The 22,795-nt window shown below is 58.8% G+C and carries 18 protein-coding genes; 9 read left to right on the top strand and 9 right to left on the bottom strand.

From position 1 onward, the window contains the following. Window positions 1–56 precede the first annotated feature (56 nt). The gene (locus ACYZTS_RS19245) at window positions 57–3,713 is read left to right on the top strand and encodes a hypothetical protein (RefSeq protein WP_461991300.1); all 3,657 of its coding nucleotides are present in this window, start codon (window positions 57–59) and stop codon (window positions 3,711–3,713) included. An 18-nt stretch (window positions 3,714–3,731) separates the two neighbouring features. On the opposite strand, the gene ACYZTS_RS19240 is transcribed toward ACYZTS_RS19245, so the two are convergent. Continuing rightward, a complete protein-coding gene (locus ACYZTS_RS19240) occupies window positions 3,732–4,319 on the bottom strand; it encodes a LysE family translocator (RefSeq protein WP_461991298.1) in 588 nt (195 codons plus the stop codon). A 272-nt stretch (window positions 4,320–4,591) separates the two neighbouring features. Beyond that, entirely contained in the window at window positions 4,592–5,923 is a 1,332-nt protein-coding gene (locus ACYZTS_RS19235; protein ID WP_461991296.1) for an aminotransferase-like domain-containing protein, read from the bottom strand. A 100-nt stretch (window positions 5,924–6,023) separates the two neighbouring features. Here ACYZTS_RS19235 and ACYZTS_RS19230 point away from each other — a divergent pair, with 100 nt between their 5' ends. The 6 genes from ACYZTS_RS19230 to ACYZTS_RS19205 all read left to right on the top strand — a co-directional run bounded on the left by ACYZTS_RS19230 (window position 6,024) and on the right by ACYZTS_RS19205 (window position 10,724). Next, window positions 6,024–6,920: a DMT family transporter gene (locus ACYZTS_RS19230; protein WP_461991294.1), complete on the top strand. Its 897-nt coding sequence runs from the start codon at window positions 6,024–6,026 to the stop codon at window positions 6,918–6,920. 91 nt (window positions 6,921–7,011) lie between these two features. Continuing rightward, window positions 7,012–7,632, top strand: a complete 621-nt coding sequence (locus ACYZTS_RS19225; RefSeq protein ID WP_028621149.1) for a LysE family translocator — start codon at window positions 7,012–7,014, stop codon at window positions 7,630–7,632. 79 nt (window positions 7,633–7,711) lie between these two features. Continuing rightward, complete coding sequence (locus ACYZTS_RS19220; RefSeq protein WP_050483084.1) at window positions 7,712–8,833, top strand: bifunctional transcriptional activator/DNA repair enzyme AdaA; 1,122 nt, start codon at window positions 7,712–7,714, stop codon at window positions 8,831–8,833. A gap of 39 nt (window positions 8,834–8,872) precedes the next feature. Beyond that, window positions 8,873–9,493, top strand: a complete 621-nt coding sequence (locus ACYZTS_RS19215; RefSeq protein ID WP_461991291.1) for a DNA-3-methyladenine glycosylase family protein — start codon at window positions 8,873–8,875, stop codon at window positions 9,491–9,493. Window positions 9,494–9,656: 163 nt separating this feature from the next. After that, entirely contained in the window at window positions 9,657–10,145 is a 489-nt protein-coding gene (locus tag ACYZTS_RS19210; RefSeq protein WP_461991289.1) for a GFA family protein, read from the top strand. 174 nt (window positions 10,146–10,319) lie between these two features. Beyond that, complete coding sequence (locus tag ACYZTS_RS19205; RefSeq protein ID WP_461991287.1) at window positions 10,320–10,724, top strand: PaaI family thioesterase; 405 nt, start codon at window positions 10,320–10,322, stop codon at window positions 10,722–10,724. Window positions 10,725–10,736: 12 nt separating this feature from the next. Here ACYZTS_RS19205 and ACYZTS_RS19200 read toward each other — a convergent pair whose 3' ends face one another. Next, complete coding sequence (locus tag ACYZTS_RS19200) at window positions 10,737–11,351, bottom strand: MiaE family protein (RefSeq protein ID WP_461991285.1); 615 nt, start codon at window positions 11,349–11,351, stop codon at window positions 10,737–10,739. Window positions 11,352–11,508: 157 nt separating this feature from the next. Between ACYZTS_RS19200 and ACYZTS_RS19195 the strand changes: the two genes are divergently transcribed. Further along, window positions 11,509–12,372, top strand: a complete 864-nt coding sequence (locus ACYZTS_RS19195; protein ID WP_461991283.1) for a universal stress protein — start codon at window positions 11,509–11,511, stop codon at window positions 12,370–12,372. A 156-nt stretch (window positions 12,373–12,528) separates the two neighbouring features. On the opposite strand, the gene ACYZTS_RS19190 is transcribed toward ACYZTS_RS19195, so the two are convergent. Then, on the bottom strand, window positions 12,529–12,999 hold the full coding sequence (locus ACYZTS_RS19190; RefSeq protein WP_461991281.1) for a DUF1289 domain-containing protein: 471 nt from the start codon (window positions 12,997–12,999) through the stop codon (window positions 12,529–12,531). Window positions 13,000–13,409: 410 nt separating this feature from the next. On the opposite strand from ACYZTS_RS19190, the gene acnB reads away from it, so the two are divergent. Next, a complete protein-coding gene (gene acnB / locus ACYZTS_RS19185) occupies window positions 13,410–16,019 on the top strand; it encodes a bifunctional aconitate hydratase 2/2-methylisocitrate dehydratase (RefSeq protein WP_461996483.1) in 2,610 nt (869 codons plus the stop codon). A 94-nt stretch (window positions 16,020–16,113) separates the two neighbouring features. Here acnB and ACYZTS_RS19180 read toward each other — a convergent pair whose 3' ends face one another. The 5 genes from ACYZTS_RS19180 to ACYZTS_RS19160 form a co-directional block, all read right to left on the bottom strand. After that, window positions 16,114–16,491 (bottom strand): response regulator, encoded by a 378-nt coding sequence (locus ACYZTS_RS19180; protein ID WP_028620125.1) that lies wholly within the window; start codon window positions 16,489–16,491, stop codon window positions 16,114–16,116. 77 nt (window positions 16,492–16,568) lie between these two features. Further along, window positions 16,569–17,750 carry a hybrid sensor histidine kinase/response regulator gene (locus ACYZTS_RS19175; protein ID WP_461991278.1) on the bottom strand — a complete coding sequence of 394 codons (1,182 nt, stop codon included), beginning with the start codon at window positions 17,748–17,750 and terminating at the stop codon, window positions 16,569–16,571. Beyond that, entirely contained in the window at window positions 17,744–18,337 is a 594-nt protein-coding gene (locus tag ACYZTS_RS19170) for a chemotaxis protein CheB (RefSeq protein WP_028620123.1), read from the bottom strand. Before ACYZTS_RS19170 ends, ACYZTS_RS19175 begins: the two co-directional genes overlap by 7 nt. After that, window positions 18,334–19,167 carry a CheR family methyltransferase gene (locus ACYZTS_RS19165; protein WP_461991275.1) on the bottom strand — a complete coding sequence of 278 codons (834 nt, stop codon included), beginning with the start codon at window positions 19,165–19,167 and terminating at the stop codon, window positions 18,334–18,336. The genes ACYZTS_RS19170 and ACYZTS_RS19165 overlap by 4 nt, the downstream gene beginning before the upstream one ends. After that, window positions 19,167–22,658, bottom strand: a complete 3,492-nt coding sequence (locus ACYZTS_RS19160; protein ID WP_461991273.1) for a response regulator — start codon at window positions 22,656–22,658, stop codon at window positions 19,167–19,169. Before ACYZTS_RS19160 ends, ACYZTS_RS19165 begins: the two co-directional genes overlap by 1 nt. Window positions 22,659–22,795: the final 137 nt, after the last annotated feature.

The following is a 22,795-nucleotide window of genomic DNA, read 5'->3' as shown; positions in this document are numbered from 1 at the left end:
AAAAAAGATGAACGCTAACTTTACTCGCACTCACCAAAAAACATGGATGTTTTCAAATGCAAACCATACCTGGCATAAAAATAAACTCTGAGAATGAACAGCAACTAGTAGAAATCCGAACCGCGCTCATCCACGTGATGAATAACGAATCGCTTCTGCACAATCTGGCTCATACACTGGACAGCATGGGCGGCAACGCCGTGGCCGGCTCCAGCCTCGATCAGGCGCAGCGGGCGGGATCGACTTGTCTGGCACGGCTGACAGCCGAACTTCCAGCAGCGAAAACCGGCAATTACTACCTCGTGCCGGAAGTAGCAACGCTGCTGGCGTTCGAAGTGGAAACCGACTCAGACGATTCCGGCAGCCCTTCTTCGACCGGGATCAACAGTTTCAGCAGAAGAATCGGTATGGCGTCGGCCGTTAAGAACGCTGTGCAGGAGATGACAGCCGATCTGCAGCTACTCGCCGATATGGCCAAACTTAGCGGAGGGTCGATCAGTTCCAACGGTCGCATTACAATTGGGCAATGGCTACGCTTTCACGGGCTGTCAGTACCCTCGAACAAAGCGCAATTGCAACAGTTGATAGATGTTCTGGGCTTCGCCGGTCTGCCTGCTGGCCCGGCGCTGGACAACTACTGGCAACTTCTCGACACACCCGATGAATCACCTTTCAATCTAACCGACAACACTCGGTCAATCCTGACTGAGCAATCCCGGTTACTGCGAGACGATGCGCCGTCTCTGCTTTTCAAGTTCGGCGTCAATGTTGCTTGGGAAGTCACCGGGAAGCTCCCGACCAGCCTCGACTATCGGATGCAGAGGCTGCTGTCGTTCGCCCGCCGGGCATCGACATCGGCGCAGCCCTACCTTAATGCCTTGGGCTGGTTTACCGACGGCAACGCCGAACAACCTTCCCAAGCCTTCATCGATCAGCTATTGATCGCCGCGATGCTGCTGGAACTCGACCCGGAACTCGACAATGCCAATACCGCTTTCGCCGGATTCGACTTGTATGCAAAACGCTTCCTGCTGCGCAATCCTGAAGCCGTTCGACTTGAACTGGAGCAACACCTTGTCGACACATTCCAGCTACAGCCAGTCATTGCGCCGGTCGTAGCACATTGGGTGCTGGCGGGGATGGCACCGCAGTTCCTCGTGCGCGATCTGCCGCCGGAGTTAACTGTCGGCACGCCGGCCTGGGTGATCCTTTGCCAAGCGGTAAACCTGGTGGAGAGCATCACGCCCGGCGTGTCACGAGCGATGAGCTATGAGCATCTCATCGGGTTCACCCTGATTCCCGGTCTGGTGCCGCAGCTTGAGCCGTTACAGGCGGCCGGCGCGCTTGATCCGGTGGTCACATGGGCGTTGATGAATGGGCTGATCGCTGCCGATGCGGACGGCAGCCTGAGTGATGCAGCTGTCAGCGACGCCATCGAAGAATACGATCGATATGTACTGGCGCTGACCCAGGCAATCAGCGAGGCCGACACACCGGTACCGAGTCGCCGAGCGATTGCATTGGCGGAACTCACCCGACGGGTGCCGGGCTGCAATCCTGCAGAGTTGCTAGCCAAGTTTTACGGCAATGACGGCTGGATCCAACCCAGCGTATCGATCCTCGACCTGTACATGGGCGGTGAACTTGCCAAGGGTTCTTGGGGACGTACAAGAGGAATGGATGTTTATCAGCAGTTCCCTGCGCTAAAGCAATTAACCCCCGCCGACGTGTTATATGGGGACGCCATCCAGGCGCATCACGCCAAACTGACCACTGCACTCTCGACAAACATCAAACATGCTCTGGCGCATATGGAGGAAAGCGAGCGCGCATTCCTCGAGACATCGCGGCTGGCGATCTATCAGCTCAGCGAAGAGCGTCCCGATACTTACACTGACACGGTGTTCAGTCTGGCTTCACTGACCAAACCAATCCTGCGCCCTCACATACCGGTCAAAAAAGTTGCACGCCCGGGTCGCTATGGCGTAGTTATCTGTGCAGTGAAAGGCCCATGGATTCGCTGCTACGAGCTCTTTCCATTACAGATGACGGCCCGTTTCAGTGCGGCCCTTGACGAGCAATTTACCTTTCGGTTGCTGCACTCCACAGGAGCACTGGTTGAACGAAAACTGATTCACGATGCGCCTGTAGACATGCTCGCTTACACAGCGAATCTTCTCCCCCGCCCGAATGTGACTGCGTCGGTGGTGTTCACCAAAATCGGTGAGTTCGAGGCATCGGAAGAGGCACCAGGCTTTACGTCGCCAGTGCGCACTTTTCAGTCGGGACGAGTGAGCGCTATCGCGAACCTGATTGCTCGGGAAAATCCATTCCTGACGAGAGAAGAGTTGAGCCAGATTGGGCTGAATCAAACAGATCGAGAGAAGGAGCTCGAGACGATATCCAAAGTCTTTACCGTGATTCTCAACCTGCTCATTCCCTTCAAGGAGTGCATCGAAGAACTCTCTTCCGGTGTGGAATCACGACAGAAAAACGCCATCGGTGGCTGCATTACGGAAGCCGCATTGATCGCCCTGTCTCTGGTTGCTGCGCCTTTCAAAGTGGTTGCTGCGGTTACTAAAGGTGCCACCCTGGCCGCAAAACTGTTCGCTGCTTCCCGCGTTGCCGCGCATGCCGTGATTGCACTGCTCAATCCACTGGACGGTGTGCCCGGCGTGTTGAAAGGCGGTGCGAAACTGGTCGGCCGTCGCTTGGCGAAGTTGCACGCGACTTCGCTTCCGGACCTCGCGCGGGCGCAACTGCTCCGGCTGACCGGCGCCAACAGTTACGATTTGCTCAAGGCCGTTAAACATTCCGGCTCGGCACCCGAGCTGCGCATGTCACTTGACGCGGTAGACCACGGTCGGGCGCTGTTCAAAAATGATCGCATCAGCACCGCCGAAGACGTGCTGAAACATCTCTATGCGCCTGACAAAACACTGCTCAAAAATATTCCCGAACGCGAGCTCGAGCATTTGATGCAGAACTCATTGGCCGATATTGCGCTCAACTCGGACAGCGCCCGGCAACTGGGCAACGTCGTCGATCCCACAGTCGTGGAGCAACTCATACGCCGACACGCGCAGACTTATTACCTGGACAACCTGCGCCAGTTTCCTGAGGCCACAGAATTGGCTGATGTACTGAGCAGCACCATGAAGGTGGAATACAACAACCTGACGGCCATGCGGGCGCACCAAACGGACTTGCTCACCAGGGATCTGGGCAAAATGCCTTATCACGGCATCGCTGATGAAATCCGATTCAACTCCACCGGCCTTACCGAGAATACGGATCGCGCAACGGCGTGGATTCTCAGCGCATCGAACTCGCAGAACGAATCGGCAGCCATTCGCGCTGTGCTTCAGGAGTTCAGCGCGAGCAACAGGGCCCTGACCGACCCGGCGACCTACAAAGAACTGCATCGCCGGCTCGCCCCGCAGGCAACAGACAGTTACCGCAGCCCTCGCGCGGAAGTTCGCTACCCATCGAATATCACCGGCGCCGCGATGCTGGAGAAGCACCTGGCAGGCATTGATGCCGCGCATGAACACTTCGGTAAACACCTGATCGGCTCTTTCCTCGGCTATCACGCGTTCTCCGACGGCAATGGCCGACTCGCCCGCGCTGCCTATGCGATTACGGAGCTGAGAAAAGGCCGTTTCAACGCACTGGACCGGGCGACAGAAAATCTTTTGAGCGGTTTGAGCTGACCGCCGTCAGCGCCGGGATCAGGATAAAACCAGATACCCGGCGCTGAGGGCCAACAACAACGCCATCAACCGGTTGAACCAGCGCAGGTGACGGGCATTGGTCAAGTACTCCCTGAGGAATGTCCCGGCATAAGCCCAGCACGCGACCGACAGATAACAGATCACCAGGTACACCGCCGCAAACTGCCACACCAGTCGCGTGTCACCATCCGCGACGAACGCGCCCATGCCGGCGACGCATGCCAGCCAGGCTTTCGGGTTGAGCCATTGCATGACGGCGCCGTGGAGCATCGAGGGCGCTGTACTGGCCTGCTTGCTTTCCAGCTCACCGTTGTCCGCCGCCAGTTTCCAGGCCATGAACAGCAGAAAAGCGACACCCGCCACCTGCACCACTTTGGTCAAGGCCGGCCACATTGCCAATACCTCGTGCAGACCCAGCCCCATCAACACCAGTAGCGCAACAAAACCCAGAGTCGCCCCTGCCACGTGTCGCTGACTGGCACGAAATCCGTACTGCGCGCCAGAACTCAACGCGACTATATTCACCGGCCCTGGCGTAATCGACGCCACCAACGCAAACGCCGCCATCGACACCATTACACTCATCACACACCCGCTTTATTGCGTTGAACAAGGCCCCAATGTAGCGACCTGTCCGGCGCGGGTATTGAACAAAACTCCCCAACACCCTGATATTTCGTAGCAGCTGCCGAAGGCTGCGTCGGCGGTCTACCGGTTGGCCGGTGATGACCCATTGAAACCGGCTTCGCCGGACGCAGGCTGCGCCAGCTGCTACACGACCTGCGGTGCACCGAACCCTGTAGCAGCTGCCGAAGGCTGCGTCCGGGGACGAAGTCCTCGCCGGACGGTGATCAACCTTAGCCATAGGCCCCAACAATCCGCTTCACCGCAATCAGCGCCTTGCGCAACGAAGCCATATCCACGGACCCCAACGCCAACCGGATCGCATGCGGGACATTGGCTGCGGTAGAGAACGGCTCAGCCGTAGAAACGGCTATATGCTCCTGCATCAGCGCCACAGCGATCTGGTCGGCTCGAGCGTCTTCGCCCAAAGGCAGCCATAAAAAATACGAAGCCGGATGACTGACGTAGTGCAACCCCGTCAATACCTCCCTGGCGAGCGCTTGCCGAGCGTGCGCATCGGCACGCTTTTGCGCCTCCAGTGTGTGCACGGTGCCATCGTCGAGCCAGGCGCAGGCAATCGCGGTCATGACGCCGGGCGTGTTCCAGGTGGTGGCGCGGATCGTGCGCTCCAGTGCCGGCACGCGGTCTATTGGCGCAGCGACGAAGCCAACGCGCAACCCCGTGGCGACATTCTTCGATAACCCGGACACGTATACCGTCCGCTCCGGTGCCAACTGCGCCAGCGGAGGTGGCGGGTCCTCGGCAAGAAACGCGTATGCGCCGTCCTCGATGATCAACAAGTCGTGCTGGCGGGCGATCGAGACCAGTCGATCTCGCCATGCGGCACTTTGCACCCAGCCGAGCGGATTGTGCAGCGTCGGCATGCTGTAAACGGCCCGCACCGGTCGACGCCGACAAAGGCTTTCAAGCGCATCGAGATCAGGCCCGGTGTCGCTGGCCGGGATAGGCACGAGCTCCAGATGCAGCGCTTGCGCCAGCACTTTGAACCCCGAATAGGTCAATGCGTCTGCCGCCACCACATCACCCGGTTTGAGCAACGCCATCATCGTCACGGCCAAGCCATGTTGCGCGCCGCTGACGATCAGCACCTGCTCGGCCTGCACCTGCAAACCGCGTGTGCGCAGATGATTGGCGACTGACATTCGCTCATGCGGACGCCCGGCGTGGGGCTGATAGCGCAAGTGCGCTTCAAGGTCGCCGGACAGCGCGAGTTGACGCAAGCCATGGCGCAGCAGGTCAGCCTGCCCCGGCAGTGAAGGGTAATTGAAATTGAGATCCAGCACGCCCGCCGCCACATCGGGCTGGTCGACGCCGTGATTGGGCAGCAGCAACGTTTCACGCACAAAGGTGCCCCGCCCGGCTTCACCGCTGACCAGTCCCATGGCTTCCAGCTCGGCATACACGCGGCTGGCGGTGACAAGGGCCAACTTTTCCTTGGCGGCCAGTTCCCGGTGAGTGGGCAGACGAGTACCAGGCGCCAGTCGCCCAGACCGGATGTCGGCGGCGTACACATCAACCAGCGATTTGTAACGGGAGCGCGGCATGTCGAGATGTATCCATGACAATTTTTTGATTGTCTTGATAATCGGTCATACGATGCGCCCAAGGCAACCCGCCTATCAATCTCCCTCAAGTGAGCGCGCCATGGAACGAGCATCCCACCTGGATAACCAGACCCGCGAAAAGACCTCCAGCGGCTGGATCAACGGCTTGATCGGGGTGCTGATCTTCAGTGGTTCGCTCCCGGCCACGCGGGTGGCGGTGCTGGAGTTCGATCCGGTGTTTCTCACCGTCGCGCGGGCAACCATTGCCGGCGTTCTGGCGCTGTGTCTGTTGGGGCTGTTCAAGGAGCGGCGCCCTGCCCGCGATCAATGGCTACCGCTGCTGATTGTCGCGCTCGGCGTGGTGGTTGGCTTTCCACTGCTGACCGCGCTGGCGCTGCAGTACGTAACCTCCGCGCACTCGATCGTCTTCGTCGGCCTGCTGCCTCTGGCAACCGCCGCGTTCGGCGTTTTGCGCGGCGGCGAGCGACCTCGCCCGGTGTTCTGGGTATTTTCGATTCTGGGCAGTCTGCTGGTGTGCGGTTATGCCCTGTCGCAAGGCATGACGGCCTCACCTGCCGGCGACATTCTGATGCTGTTGGCTATCCTGGCGTGCGGGCTCGGTTACGCCGAGGGCGCAAAGCTGTCCAGAACACTCGGCGGCTGGCAGGTGATTTGCTGGGCGCTGGTGCTGTCGCTGCCGGTAATGGCGATACTCACCGCTGTGCTCACGCCGGCGTCGTTCAGCGGAATCAGCACGCCAGCGTGGCTGAGTCTGGGGTACGTCTCACTGTTCAGCATGCTGATCGGGTTCGTGTTCTGGTATCGCGGCCTGGCGCAAGGCGGGATCGCCGCGGTCGGCCAACTGCAGTTGCTGCAGCCCTTCTTCGGTCTGGCGCTGGCGGCCACATTGCTGCACGAGCCAGTGAGCATGGGGATGCTGGTGGTGACGCTGGCGGTGATTCTGTGTGTGGCAGGCGCGAAGAAATTCGCCAGGTAATCGACTGTACCGCGCTTGACGTTTTCCACTGTATGGGTCGAACAGCAAGGCGGCTGTGGTAAAAATCATGCTCGCGTCATTGGAGCCGATCATGGACCTCGCCACCCTCAGTTTTTTCCTCCCGGCCTGTTTCGCCCTGAACATGGCGCCCGGCCCGAACAACCTGTTATCGGTCAGCAACTCGACCCGCTACGGCTATCGCATCGCGTGCATCGCGGGGATGGGCCGCCTGCTGGCATTTGCTGGCATGATCGCTCTCGCGTCTGCGGGATTAGCAGTGGTGTTACAGACCTCGGAATTGCTGTTCTATGGGATCAAGATTGGCGGCGCGGCGTACCTGTTTTATCTCGCCTGGCAATTGTGGCGCGCGGATACCGGCACTGACGCCAGCATTCCGGGCGCGCCGGCGGGATTGATGACGCTGGCTCGACAGGAGTTTCTGGTCGCTGCGGGCAATCCGAAAGCCATCCTCATTTTCACTGCGTTTCTGCCGCAGTTCGTCGATCCGAATCAGGCAGTGGCGCCGCAATTTGCCGTGCTGGGCGCACTGTTCCTGGTGCTGGAATGGATTGCCATAGGTGCCTACGCCTACATGGGCCTGCACATGCGCCGCTGGTTCGCCAAGCCTCGGGGCAAACGGATCTTCAACCGCTGCTGCGCGGGTCTGCTCTCAGCGGCGGCGTCGATGTTGCTGCTCGCCCGCCGTGCTTGAATGCCTTGCTTGCCCGCGAAGAAAATTGCCTGTCGATTTTCCGGTGGAGCACTCCGGCAACGCGACTTATGCTCAATCCATGAACCTACAAAACGCTGCACTGCCGCCACACGCCGAGATGATTCGCGCCATGCTCGAACGGGACACCGCCTACGAGGGGGTGTTCTTTACGGCGGTGAAAACCACGGGCATCTTCTGTCGTCCCAGTTGCACGGCGCGCAAGCCCAAGCCGGAAAATGTCGAGTTCTTCGCCCATGCCGATGACTGCCTGTCAGCCGGTTATCGCGCCTGCCTGCGCTGCAAACCGCTGGATGCTGCGGCCATTGCGCCGGACTGGGTGCAGACCCTGCTGAGCGCAGTGGATGCCGATCCCGAGGTGCGCTGGAGCGATGCGCAGTTGCTCGCCGAAGGCGTCGAGCCGCTGAAACTTCGGCGCTGGTTCAAGCAGCATTTCGGCATGACCTTCCACGCCTGGCTGCGTACCCGACGCCTCGGCATGGCGCTGGGCGGGATAAAACAGGGCCATTCGATTGACCACGCGGCGTTCGATTCCGGTTATGAATCCTTGAGTGGTTTTCGCGATGCGTTTCAGAAATCCTTCCACATCACTCCCGGTCGCGCCGCCAGCAGCGAGCCGTTGCTGTTTAGCCGACTCACCACGCCGCTGGGGCCGATGATCGCCATGGCCGAACGGCGCGGTTTAGTGTTGCTGGAGTTCCTCGATCGGCCGGCACTCACGCGTGAAGTCGAAGCGCTGCAACAGCGCTACGGTTACGCGGTGGCACCCGGTCACAACGAGCACTTGCGCCAGATAGAGACAGAGCTGGCGCAGTATTTCGCCGGCAAACTCAGTGAATTCAAGGTCGCCCTGCACCTGCCAGGCAGCGACTTCGCGCAGCAAGTCTGGGCGCAGCTGGCGAGGATTCCTTACGGGCAGACCAGCACCTACGGCGCCATCGCCGCGACATTGGGCAAGCCGGGTGCCAGTCGTGCTGTCGGCCTGGCCAATGGGCATAACCGGGTGTCGATCGTCGTGCCCTGCCACCGGGTGATCGGTGCGGATGGTTCGCTGACGGGTTATGGTGGTGGACAACCGCGCAAGGCGTTTTTACTCAGGCTTGAGAAGGCTGCGGTGCAGATTGGGCAGGCAGTTAAAACGCCTTCGCGAGCAAGCTTTGCTCCCACAGGAGACTTGTTCTGAGCTGGCTTGCAGATTCCACCCTTACGTCAGGAGCCAGGTTTGTCCGTAAATCCGTATTTGTCTGCCAGTGAATTCCTGTCGTGCATCGACGACGACTGGCGTCGCCACATCGCCGCCATTGGCCCGTGCCTGCATCAACCGCATCCGGCTCGCGATCCCTATGAGTCGCTGGTGCGAGCCATTGCGTATCAGCAACTGCACGCCAAGGCTGGTGATGCGATTATCGGGCGACTGGTGGCGCTGTTTCCTGCGCATCCTTTTCCGCGACCGGAACAGATTCTCGCCAGCGGATTTGAGCAACTGCGTGGCTGCGGGTTTTCCGCGAGCAAGATTGCGACCATTCAAGGTATCGCTCAGGCAACCCTCGACGGCGTGGTACCGGATTACCCGACGGCGCTGGCCATGGATGATGAGGCGTTAATCGAGCGACTGACCAGCCTGCGCGGCGTCGGTCGCTGGACCGTGGAGATGTTGCTGATCTACAGCCTGGAGCGCCCGGACATCCTGCCGGCGGATGATTTCGGCGTGCGCGAGGGTTTTCGGCGTTTGAAGGGGCTGGAAAATCAGCCGGGCAGAAAGCAGATGATCGAGACCGGATTGGCGTGGAGCCCTTATCGGACGGTGGCCGCTTGGTATTTGTGGCGGGTGCCGGCGCGGTAGACCGCGGTTTCGTTCATCGCCGGCAAGCCGGCTCCTAAGGTTCAGTCGTACCAAGATCAGCCCCCCGCGAACGTGTAGTAGCAAGCTCGCTCGCGATGACGTCGGCACCTCCGCCGCCTATCTACTAGGCTAAACCCAACCCCTCATCCCGGCCGAGGTCCCCATGCATCTCGAAGGCTCCTGCCACTGCGGCGCCGTTTCATTCAGCCTGACCAGCGCCCACCCCTACCCTTACCAGCCCTGCTACTGCTCGATCTGCCGCAAAACCCAGGGCGGGGGTGGTTATGCGATCAACATCGCTGGCGATGCGACCAGCATGAAGGTGCGCGGCCGCAAACACATCTCGATCTACCATGCGCGGCTCAAGGATGATGGCGACAAACGCGCCCACCGCAGCACTGCCGAACGGCATTTCTGTTCGGTGTGCGGTTCGGGATTGTGGGTGTTCAGCCCCGAGTGGCCTGAGCTGATTCACCCGTTCGCCTCGGCCATCGATACGGCGCTGCCGCTGCCGCCGCAACACACACATGTGATGCTCGGCTCGAAAGCGCCGTGGGTGGACGTTCATGTGCAACGCGGTGATCAACAGTGTGATCGCTGGCCGGATGAGTCCATTGCCGACTGGCATCAACGGCTGGGTCTGGAGCGTTGAAGCAATAACTCTCAACTGGATGCAGTCTGGTGGCCGGATGCACGTTGGCCGGCCACACCCTGCGCTGATCAGCCGGCATTCACGAAAATCCCCGCGGCCCATCACCCTCCCTGATCGATAACGACTTCCGGCGATCTTGGGCGCATGTTGATACCTCAACTGGAGGGATTCGATATGCTCGACACACTCAAACAGATCAACTCAACTTCAGCGTTCAATCGTTGGGCAAATTTTGACGTCACTCACGCCGAGCGTGGCGAAGTCGAACTGAGCCTGGTTTTTCGTCCCGCCGACATGGCGCAATACGCAGGTTTTTTGCACGCCGGCCTGATCGGCGCGCTACTCGATACCGCCTGTGGTTTCGCGGCGGGGACGGTAGCCGGTAATGTGTTGGCTTCACATTTTTCAGTCAATTGTCTCGCCCCGGCCGTCGGCGAAGTATTCGTTGCACGAGGGCACGTGGTGAAGGCAGGCAAGAAACAGGTATTTGCCCGCGCCGAGCTGTTCGCGCAAACGGGTGACCAACTGAAACTGGTGGCCACCGGGGATGCGATTCTGGTGCCAGTAGACGCAGGCTGAGGGCCCGGTCGGTTAAGCTGCCGCAGCCATCGGCACGCCGCTGTGAAAGCGAAATTCCACGTCCGGCGATTCGATCAGATCCTGTTCAGCGGCGCGCACTTTGTCGATTACCTGAGCGATGTCCCTGGCGTCACCGTACTGGTAGGCCAGTTTCAGGTAACCCTGGAAATGCCGGGCTTCACTTTTCAGCAGGCCGAAGTAGAACTTGCCGAGTTCTTCGTCCAGATGCGGCACCAAGGCTTCGAAACGTTCGCAACTGCGCGCTTCGATGAAGGCACCGACCACCAGCGTATCCACCAGTTTCACCGGTTCGTGGCTGCGCACCACTTTGCGCAGGCCCGAGGCGTAACGCCCGGCAGACAACTGGCGCAGTTCGACCTTGCGCTTTTTCATCAGGCGCATGACCTGCTCGTGGTGCACCAGTTCTTCCCGGGCCAGGCGCGACATCAGATTGATCAGGTCAACGTGGCCGTGGTACTTGGCAATCAGGCTCAACGCGGTGCTGGCGGCCTTGAATTCGCAGTTCTTGTGGTCAATCAGCAAGGTTTCCTGATCGGCCAAGGCGGCCTGAACCCAGCCATCCGGGGTACGGCAGCCGAGGAACTCGTGGATTTCGGGAAGGATCATGGCGCTCACGGCAAAAGGTCTGATACGGAGGGCGGCGATTATACCGGCCTGTCGCCAGACCACCAGCCGCGACCGTTGATATGCATCAAGTCCCGGATGCGCGCCCAGCAACTATAGTTGTGCAACGCCGCATTTTTTCCTCCTGGAGATCCCGACCATGCAAGCCATTCGCAGCATTCTGGTGGTCATTGAACCTGAACATTCGGAAAGCCTTGCACTTAAACGCGCCAAATTGATTGCCGGTGTCACTCAGGCCCATTTACATCTGTTGGTCTGCGACCGCAAGCATGATCACGGCGCGATGCTCAGCGTGCTGAAGGCCGGCCTGCAGGAGGATGGTTACAGCGTCACCACCGAGCAAGCCTGGAATGAAAGCCTGCATGAAACCATCGTCGATGTGCAGCAGGCCGAAGGCTGCGGGCTGGTGGTCAAGCAGCATTTTCCCGATTCATCGCTGAAAAAAGCCTTGCTGACCCCGGCCGACTGGAAACTGCTGCGCTATTGCCCGACGCCGATATTGCTGGTCAAGACATCCAGACCGTGGACGGGCGGCGTTATTCTTGCGGCCATTGATGTCGGCAATATTGACGGAGAACACCGCACGCTGCATGCGACGATTATTGATCACGGCTATGACATCGCCAGCCTGGCCAAAGCGCACCTGCACGTGATCAGTGCGCATCCTTCACCGATGCTGTCGGCAACCGATCCGACCCTGCAGCTCAGTGAGACCATCGCCGCCCGCTATCGCGAGGAGTGCAAGGCGTTTCAGGCGGAATTCGACATTGATGATGATCACTTGCACATCGCCGAAGGTCCGGCGGATGTGTTGATCCCCTTCACCGCGCACAAGTTGGGGGCGGCGGTGACGGTCATTGGCACCGTGGCGCGGTCCGGATTGTCCGGGGCGTTGATTGGTAATACGGCGGAAGTGGTGCTGGATGCGCTGGAGAGTGATGTGCTGGTGTTGAAACCGGACACCATCATGGATCATCTGGAGGAGATTGTGGCGCAGCATTGAGAGGTGCCGAGCGTTTGTGGCGAGGGAGCTTGCTCCCGCTCGACTGCGCAGCGGTCGCCGCTTCGATCAATACAATATGCCTGACAGCTTGTGTTGATCCATGAGAGCCGCTTCGCGGCCCAGCGGGAGCAAGCTCCCTCGCCACAGGTTAAATGTTCAACCGCCGAAGGCGTCCTTGAGAAACCCGGGCGCGATATACCGCTGGTAATGCGCCTCGGAGAGCAAAAAGAACTCCCGATCAATCGCATCGCGCAGTTCCGGCAAATTCCAGTCGCGAAATTCCGGCATCAGCACCATGCCGTACGCCTCCAGATTATTGATCACTCGCGCACCGCGGGCGATCAACTGATAAGCCCAGCAATATTCCGACTGATGGGGCACAAAGCGAATTTTGCGCTGTTCCAGCTGCAGGCGCAGGCGCTGGGGGTCAAAAACTTCGAGTTTGCTGGCCATCACCTGGGACAACAATTGCTCCAGACGCAACCACACTGCGCGCTTTTCCTCCTCGTTGTAACCATTCCAGCTGATCACTTCGTGGTGGAAACGCTTGCAGCCGCGGCAGACCAGGTCACCGTAAACAGTGGAGCAAAGGCCGACGCAGGGGGTTTTGATGGTCTGATTGGGCATAAGTAGGGACAGCACGAAAAGCAGAACAGGTCGGCATGTTAGCCCTTTGTCCAGCATTGATCACCCACCAAAGTCCAATAGCCCCTCACTTACCTTTAAATTTTTTTTGCCGTAGAATCAGCCAGCCTTTTAAGGCGCCAATGTCCGTTTGAAGCTGTTTTCAAAGCGTCACGAGCACAGTCGTTCCTTCAGAGCGGTGTTGGCGAGGGATTTTTCCAGCGGGGACAAATCCAGCGCCAACCCTCATCAGCTCCCCGTTCTGCAGGCGTAAAACTTTGAAAGCAGCTTCTGTAAGGAATTGTCGGTAATTCTGGCTAAGTGGCCCACAACGCCATGCAGCGCATGAGTACGGCAATTTCGGGATGAGCGTCCCGGACACCCATTTGGGACCACTGATGAGGGTAATAACTGTGCTTGAAGCCTACCGCAAACATATCGAAGAGCGTGCAGCACTGGGTATCGTTCCCCAGCCGCTAAACGCCGAACAAACTGCAGGCCTGGTCGAGCTGCTGAAGAATCCTCCGGCTGGCGAAGAAGCTTTCCTCGTTGACCTGATCACCAATCGCATTCCACCTGGCGTGGACGAAGCGGCCTATGTAAAAGCCGGTTTCCTGTCTGCACTCGCCAAAGGCGAAGCCACCTCCCCGTTGATCGACAAGAAACGCGCGGTTGAACTGCTCGGCACCATGCAGGGCGGCTACAACATCGTGACCCTGGTTGACCTGCTCGACAGCGAAGAACTGGCTGCCGTGGCTGCTGCTCAGCTCAAGCACACCCTGCTGATGTTCGACGCGTTCCATGATGTCGCTGAAAAAGCCCGCAACGGCAACGAACACGCCAAGGGCGTGGTCCAGTCCTGGGCTGACGGCGAGTGGTTCCGCAATCGCCCTGTTCTGGCTGACAAGATCAGCCTGCGGGTATTCAAGGTCACCGGCGAAACCAACACCGACGACCTGTCCCCTGCTCCGGACGCCTGGTCCCGCCCGGACATCCCGCTGCACGCTCTCGCCATGCTGAAAATGGCCCGTGAAGGCATCGTGCCGGACGAGCAAGGCAAAACCGGCCCGATGAAGCAGATCGAAGAAATGCGCGGTCAAGGCTTCCCGATCGCCTACGTCGGTGACGTGGTCGGTACCGGTTCGTCGCGTAAATCCGCGACCAACTCGGTGCTGTGGTTCTTCGGCGACGACGTTCCAAACGTGCCGAACAAGCGTGCCGGCGGTTTCTGCTTCGGCAGCAAGATCGCTCCGATCTTCTACAACACCATGGAAGATGCCGGCGCACTGCCGATCGAATTCGACGTTACCAACATGAACATGGGCGATGTGATCGACCTGTACCCGCATGCTGGCAAAGTCTGCAAACACGGCACTGACGAAGTCCTGACCACCTTCGAAATGAAGACCCCGGTGCTGTTGGACGAAGTCCGCGCTGGCGGCCGTATTCCGCTGATCATCGGTCGCGGTCTGACCGACAAGGCGCGTGCCGAGCTGGGCCTGGGCCCAACCGATCTGTTCAAGCTGCCTGAAGCTCCTGTCGACACCGGCAAAGGCTACACCCTGGCGCAGAAAATGGTCGGCAAGGCTTGCGGTCTACCGGAAGGCAAAGGTGTGCGTCCTGGCACCTACTGCGAACCGAAGATGACCACCGTCGGCTCCCAGGACACCACCGGTCCAATGACCCGTGATGAACTGAAAGACCTGGCGTGCCTGGGCTTCTCGACCGATCTGGTGATGCAGTCCTTCTGCCACACCGCGGCCTATCCAAAGCCGATCGATGTGACCACCCACCACACGCTGCCTGACTTCATCATGACCCGCGGCGGCGTTTCCCTGCGTCCGGGCGACGGCATCATCCACAGCTGGCTGAACCGCATGCTGCTGCCGGATACCGTCGGTACCGGTGGTGACTCCCACACCCGTTTCCCGATGGGCATTTCGTTCCCGGCCGGTTCTGGCCTGGTCGCGTTCGCCGCCGCCACCGGCGTCATGCCGCTGGACATGCCGGAATCGATCCTGGTGCGTTTCAAAGGCAAAATGCAACCGGGCGTCACCCTGCGTGACCTGGTTCACGCCATTCCTTACTTCGCGATTCAGGCTGGCCTGCTGACCGTTGAGAAGAAAAGCAAGAAGAACGCCTTCTCCGGCCGCATTCTGGAAATCGAAGGTCTGGACAACCTGAGCATCGAACAAGCCTTCGAGCTGTCCGACGCCTCGGCTGAACGTTCGGCTGCCGGTTGCACCATCAAGCTGTCGAAAGAGTCGATCACCGAGTACCTGAACTCCAACATCACCCTGCTGCGCTGGATGATTGGCGAAGGCTACGGCGATCCACGCACTCTGGAACGTCGCGCCCAAGCGATGGAAGCCTGGGTTGCCAACCCTGAGCTGATGGTTGCCGATGCTGACGCGGAATACGCCGAAGTCATCGAAATCGACCTGGCCGACATCAAAGAGCCTGTGCTCTGCGCGCCGAACGATCCGGACGACGCCCGTCTGCTGTCCAGCGTTGCTGGCGAAAAGATCGACGAAGTGTTCATCGGTTCGTGCATGACCAACATCGGTCACTTCCGCGCTGCCGGTAAACTGCTGGATCAGGTCAAGGGTCAGCTGCCGACTCGTCTGTGGCTGTCGCCGCCGACCAAGATGGACGCGCACCAGTTGACCGAAGAAGGCTACTACGGCATCTACGGCAAGGCTGGCGCGCGCATGGAAATGCCGGGCTGCTCGCTGTGCATGGGCAACCAGGCACGTGTAGAGCCGAACTCGACCGTTGTGTCGACATCGACCCGTAACTTCCCGAACCGCTTGGGTGACGGCGCCAACGTTTACCTGGCTTCGGCCGAGTTGGCGTCGGTGGCTTCCATCCTGGGTCGCTTGCCGACTGTTGAGGAATACATGGAATACGCGGGCAAGATCGACAGCATGGCGGCTGATGTTTACCGCTACCTGTCGTTCGACCAGATCGCCGAGTTCCGTGAGGCGGCGGCGAACGCCAATATTCCGGTGGTTCAAGCCTAAAGTTTTACAGCAATAAAAAACGCCGCCCATCGCGAGATGAGCGGCGTTTTTTTTGGCTTTGATATGAAACAACAGGTCCCGCAGTTTTCAGGCCTTACGACAACATGTCCTGCATCAACTCTTGCAACACATTCAAATCAAACGGCTTACCCAAAATCGGCGCCTTGCGCGTAATCGGGCTGTCCGTTTCACGAATTTCCTGCGGATACCCACTGATGAAAATCACCTTCAACTCCGGCCGCAATTTCACTGCAGGCTCGGCAATCTGCACCCCGGAAATCCCGCCCGGCAGGCGAAAGTCAGTGATCATCATGTCCAGGTGCGGTTTGCTCGCGAGAATCTCGAACGCCTGCTCGCCGTTTTCCGCCTTCAACACCCGGTAACCCTCACCCGACAAATAGGCAGAAAGCACCATCAGGATGGAGGGGTCATCTTCGACGATCAGTACGACGTCTTGCGCATCTTCACTCATGGGAAGCCTTTGTTCGGTCAATAGCTGCTGATACGACCGTGGGGTCGATCAGAGGTTGCGTTTATCTGGCTGTTTTCCTACAGCGGCAGACAAACACGAAACAACGCGCCTTCGCCAATCCGGCTCTCGACAGTGATGGAACCGCCATGGGCGGTCACAATCTGTTCCGAGATAAACAGCCCCAGGCCCAATCCGGCAACGGCATGCTTGGCCGTCACGCGTTCGAACTGCTGGAAGATACGCTTCTGGTTTTCCTCACTGATGCCGATCCCCAGATCACGCACTTCCACGCGCGCCTCAGCGCCCTCACTGTACACCTTGACACTGATCGGACTCTTGGCGCCGTAGCGCAAAGCGTTGGTGATCAAGTTAGAGATCACCTGTTCGATACGAAATTCATCCCAGTTGCCAATCACCGGATGTTCGGCGTCCAAAGTGACCGAAGACTCGGCGGCGTCGATCTGCGGAGCGAAATTCTCCAGCAGGCCGCGCACCAGCGTCGACAAGTCAAACCGCGAAGGCCGGATCGACAGTTTGCCGGTGCGAATGCGGGACACATCAAGCATGTCCTCGATCAGACGGATCAGACTTTTGATCTGGCGTTCGTCGCGGTCAACCATCGCGTGCATCTTGTCCAGGGCGAACGCTGCAGCGTTATCACGCGCCAGGTGCATCTTGCGCAGCTGGGTCTCCAGAATCAGGCCATTGAGCGGCGTGCGCACTTCATGGGCAACAATCGACATGAAGTCATCACGCATGCGCACCGCCTGCTCGAGCTCCAGCTGAGTGCTCTGCAACTTCAGCAACAACGCCTCCTGCTCCCGACGGCTGCGCTCCAGGGCTTCGACCTGTTGCTTCATGGCCTTGCTCTGGCGGAACAGATCGACGAACACGTTGACCTTGCTCTTCACCGCGTGGATATCCAGCGGCTTGTGGAGGAAATCGACAGCGCCGCTTTCGTAGCCCTTGAACGCGTAGTTGAGTTCACGGCCCGCCGCACTGACGAATACGATAGGGATGTTCCTGGTCTTCTCCGTGCCGCGCATCAGTTCAGCGAGCTCGAAGCCGTTCATGCCCGGCATCTGCACATCGAGGATGGCCATGGCGAACTCGTGCTGCAGCAGCAGCGACAGTGCCTCATCCGCAGACAAGGCCTTATAGACGATGCGATCTTCGCGCTTGATCAGCGCTTCTAGTGCCAGCAAGTTTTCCGGCAGATCGTCGACGATCAACAGTTTGGCCTGGATGTTACTTAGCATGCGATTCGTTCCAGCTCGACAAGCAGACGGCCGATGCCGCTTATGGGGAGAATGTGGTCTGGCTGGTGCGTAGCCAGCGCCGCCAGGGGCATGGTCGCCACCTGAGCATCTTGCGGGTCTTGCACGATCGTCAAACCGCCACGTTGTTGAACATGGGCCATGCCGGCTGCGCCATCACGATTGGCGCCGGTCAATAACACGGCGGCCAATGCCGGACCGAAAACATCGGCAGCCGATGCGAAGAGGTAATCGATGGCGGGCCGTGAATAATGTACGCGGTCTTCAAGGCTCAATGAAAAGGAACGGTCCTGCTCCACCGACAGATGATAACCGGGCCCGGCGAAATACAGCGTGCCAGCTTCGATTGGCGTTTTGTCGTGCGCCTCCAGCACAGGCATCGCTACCCGGCGCTCGAACACCTCTGCCAAATGACTGCGTCGCTCATCAGGCAAATGCAGGACGACAACAATCGGTAATACGAAACCTGCGCGCAGCGGGCCGAGTATGGTCAGCAATGCCTCCACGCCACCCGCAGAGGCGCCAATCACGATAGCCTCGATACGAGGCAATTGCGCTTCACTGCTCATGATTTCCGGTAGATCCGTTCTTGTTTCACCAAGGGCTCGAACTGCTTGGCGAACGCGGAAAAATCCGTGGTTTCCTTGCTGCCCAATACCAGAAATCCACGATGGCAGAGCGATTCATGGAACAACCCAAACGCTCGATCCTGCAATTTTTTATTGAAATAAATCAACACGTTACGACATGAAATTAATTGAGTTTCTGAAAAGACGCTATCCGTCGCCAGGCTGTGATCTGCAAACGTCACGTTCTCGCACAGCGTCTTGTCAAAAATCGCATAACCGTAAGCGGCGGTGTAGTAGTCGGCGAAAGATCGCTGGCCACCGGCCTGCTGATAATTGTGCGTGTAGGCGCGGACATTTTCCATCGAGAAGATGCCCTGCTTGGCCTTATCCAGCGAACGCGGATTGATGTCGGTGGCGTAAATAATCGTGCGATCGAGCAGGCCTTCTTCGCGCAGCAGAATCGCCATCGAGTAGACCTCCTCACCCGTGCTGCAACCGGCAATCCAGATTTTGATCGACGGATAAGTCTTGAGCAGCGGCACCACTTCCTTACGGATCGCCAGGAAGTGCGAAGGGTCGCGGAACATCTCGCTGACCGGGATCGTCAGCAGCTGCAGTAACTGCATGAACGCCGTCGGGTCATGAAGGACCTTTTCCTGCAGCGCAGAAATGGTCGCGCACTCGAACTGAATCAACGCGTGACTGACCCGCCGCTTGATCGAGGCACCAGAGTAGTCGCGAAAATCGTAGCTGTATTTGAGGTAAATCGCCTCAATCAACAGCCGCAATTCGATTTCGCTGTTTCGCCCCTCGGAATTGATGCGTTCCACTAAATGCGTTCCATCTTTGGTAACCACACGCGAATCAGCGAGAACAAGCGATCAAGGTCGATAGGCTTGGCCAGGTAATCATTGGAGCCGGCCTGCAGGCAGCGCTCCTGATCGTCTTTCATGGCCTTCGCAGTGACGGCGATGATTGGCAGCTTGCGCCAGCGCGGGTCTTGACGGATCAAGGTCGTTGCCTCGAAACCGTCCATCTCCGGCATCATCACGTCCATCAACACCAGATCGATGTCCTCGACTTCATTCAGCCTTTCAATCGCCTCACGGCCGTTTCGACCAATGACCACAATTGCCCCTTTTTGCTCCAGCGCGCTGGTCAGGGCGAAGATGTTACGCACATCGTCGTCCACCAACAGCACTTTGCGTCCTTCGAACACCTTGTCGCGGCTGCGTGCGGTCTTGAGCATCCGCTGGCGTTCATGGGACAACCGCGATTCTACTTTGTGCAGAAAGAGTGTGACCTCGTCCAGCAAGCGCTCCGGGGAGCGTGCGCCCTTGATGATGATCGAGCGCGAATACTTGCGCAGCTCCGCCTCTTCGTCGCGGGTCAGGTTGCGCCCGGTGTAGACAATGACCGGCGGGAACGAGCAGATGTCCTCGGTCGACATGCGCTTGAGCAGGTCGTTGCCGAGCATGTCCGGCAGCTTGAGGTCGATGATCATGCAGTCGAAAATCGTCGTGCGCAGTTGATCGAGCGCTTCCTGGGCGAAACCAACGGCGGTGATTTCGATGTCATCATCGCCGATCAGACGCGCGATGCTGTCGCGTTGCAAGTCGTCATCTTCCACCAGCAGCACGCGCTTGACCTTCTGGGTCAGCTTGGCTTCGAGGCGCGCAAAGACGTCCTTGAGCTCTTCGCGGGTGGTCGGCTTGACCGCGTAACCGATGGCGCCCATGTGCATCGCCGCTTCAACGCGATCTTCCACCGAGATCACATGTACGGGAATGTGCCGGGTTTCAGCGTGTTCTTTCAGGCGTTGCAACACCGTCAGGCCGGAATGGTCCGGCAGGCGCATGTCCAGCAGGATGGCGTCCGGGATGAACTCCCTGGCCAGGTCATAACCCTCGTCGGCCCCATGCGCCACCAGGCACTGGTAACCCAATTCGTGCGCCAGATCGTAAAGGATGCGCGCAAAGTTCGGCTCGTCTTCCACCACCAGAATGCAGCGAGTGGTAAACGGTGCCTGGCTGCGGTCGTCGTCAAAACGCGGGATATCGACCTCGGCGATCAGCGGCACCAGCGCCGCAGGTTGCGGTTTCTGCGGCGGCGCTACCGGTGCAGTCTTCACCGGCTCGACCGGCTCTTCACCCGGTTCAACATAATGTTGCGGCAGGACCAGGGTGAACACGCTGCCCTGCCCCGGTTCGCTGTTGACACTGATCGAGCCGCCGAGCAACGCCGCCAGATCACGGGAAATCGACAGACCCAGCCCGGTGCCGCCGTAGCGGCGATTGGTGGTGCCGTCCGCCTGGCGGAACGCTTCGAAGATGCTTTCCTGCTGATCGTCGGCGATGCCGATACCGGAATCGCGTACAACAAACGCAATGCCGTTGTCGGGTTGGCTGGCCACGCTGAGGCTGACCGTGCCTTTTTCGGTGAATTTCACCGCGTTCGACAGCAGGTTCTTGACGACTTGCTCCAGGCGCTGGCGATCGGTGTAAATCATCATTGGCGCGCCGGGTTGCAACTCGACCTGGAAATCCAGCTGCTTGTCCGCCGCCAGTGGTTCGAACATGCCGCGCAAACCGTCGACCAAACGGGCGACGCTGGTGTTCTCCGGACGGACATCCAGCTTGCCGGCCTCGACCTTGGAGATGTCGAGGATGTCGTTGATCAGGTTCAACAGGTCGTTGCCCGCCGAATAGATCGACTCGGCAAACTTGACCTGCTCGGCGCTCAGGTTGTCCTGCGGGTTCTCGGCCAGCAGTTTTGCCAGAATCAACGAACTGTTCAGCGGCGTGCGCAGTTCGTGGGACATGTTGGCGAGGAATTCTGACTTGTACTTGCTGGAGCGTTGCAACTCGTCGGCGCGCTCTTCAAGTTGCATCTGCACCTGATTGAGTTCGGTATTTTTTACGTCCATGGCGTCGCGCTGATCGGCAAGGATTTGCGCTTGTTCGGCCAGTTGTTCGTTGGTCTGTTCCAGCTCGACCTGCTGGGTTTCCAGATGCGCCTGGGATTCCTTGAGGATGCGCGACTGCTCTTCCAGCTCTTCGTTGGCAGTCTTGAGTTCTTCCTGCTGTACCTGCAACTCTTCGTTGAGCTGCTGGGTTTCGGCGAGCACTTCCTGCAGGCGCTGGCGATAACGGGCGGCCTCAATAGAGGTACCAATGTTGCCGGCAATCAGTTCCAGCAATTCGACGTCACGTTCGTCCAGCGGACGCAGGAAGCCCAGCTCGATAACGCCATTGACCCGCTTGTCATCGCTGGTCGGCACTACCAGTACGCTGTGCGGGAAGCCGTTGCCGAGGCCTGAACTGACTTTGAAATAATCATTGGGTACGTTATCGAGGCGAATCAGACGGTTATTTTCCGCCACTTGCCCGACAATCCCCTCGCCGCTGAAGATCTGTTGATCGCGTTCTTCCTGCTCCCGCGAAAACCCGTAACTGGCGACGCGCTTGAGGCCGCCGTGCTCTTCACGCACATAGAGCGCCGCCACCGCGGTGTCGAGGTATTGCGCGCAGAACTGCAGAATGTTGCGACCCAGCAGGTTGAGCGACAGTTGCCCCAACACTTGCTCGGCCAGTTCGGTCTGGCCATTGCGCAACCAGGCCTGTTGCTCCAGCCTGCGAGCGCTGGCCTGTTGCGCAGCCAGATTGGTGCTGTAGCTTTGCGAAAGATTGAGCAAATCACGGCGACCGATATAAGCGAGCAAGGCGCTGATGCCGACGATAAACAACACGTAGAGGCCGATGCTCCAGAGCGTGGTACGGCGCACTTCAGCGTTACGCGCGGTACGCAACTGCTGCTCCATGTCGATCACGTCTTCAAACTGCTTACGGATTTCGTCGGTCAGTCGCTTGCCACGCCCTGCCTTGACGGCCCCGCGGTAGTCACCGTTGGTTCGCTGCAGATCGATCAGACTTTGCGCATAGGTGGCCCATTCGGTTTGCAGGGCCTGCAGCCTTTTCAGTCGATCGGTTTGCACCGGGTTGTCCGCAGTCAGTTCGAGCAAGGTATTGAGTGCGACGGTGACCCTTGGCCGAGCGGTTTCATAGGGTTCAAGGAATTTCTCGTCGCCACTGAGCAGAAAGCCGCGCATGCCGGTTTCCAGATCGACGGTCAGCTTGATCGCTTCGTTGGAATTATTGATCACCCGGTCGGTGTGCTCGACCCATTGAATTACCGACAGCAAGTAAGTGATCAGCGAGACAAAGAAAACCGCGCTCAGTACGCCCACGCCCAGTGGCAGGCTGACGTTGCGGCTTAAAAGTTTGCGGAACCGTTGCTCATCAACCGAAGACGCCATGGTCATAACGAAGCCTTGTCGAACTGTTGAAAACCCGGGAGTTTGCCCCAGAACGGCTACATTGATCCAATCTTCTGACGTGTTTTTACTCAAATTCCTACATTCAGCTGCTCTCGGGCACCGTAGGGGTTATCCTTATCGAC

The organism is Pseudomonas sp. TMB3-21, from assembly GCF_054898145.1.
This window is presented reverse-complemented; position numbering and strand designations above follow the sequence as displayed.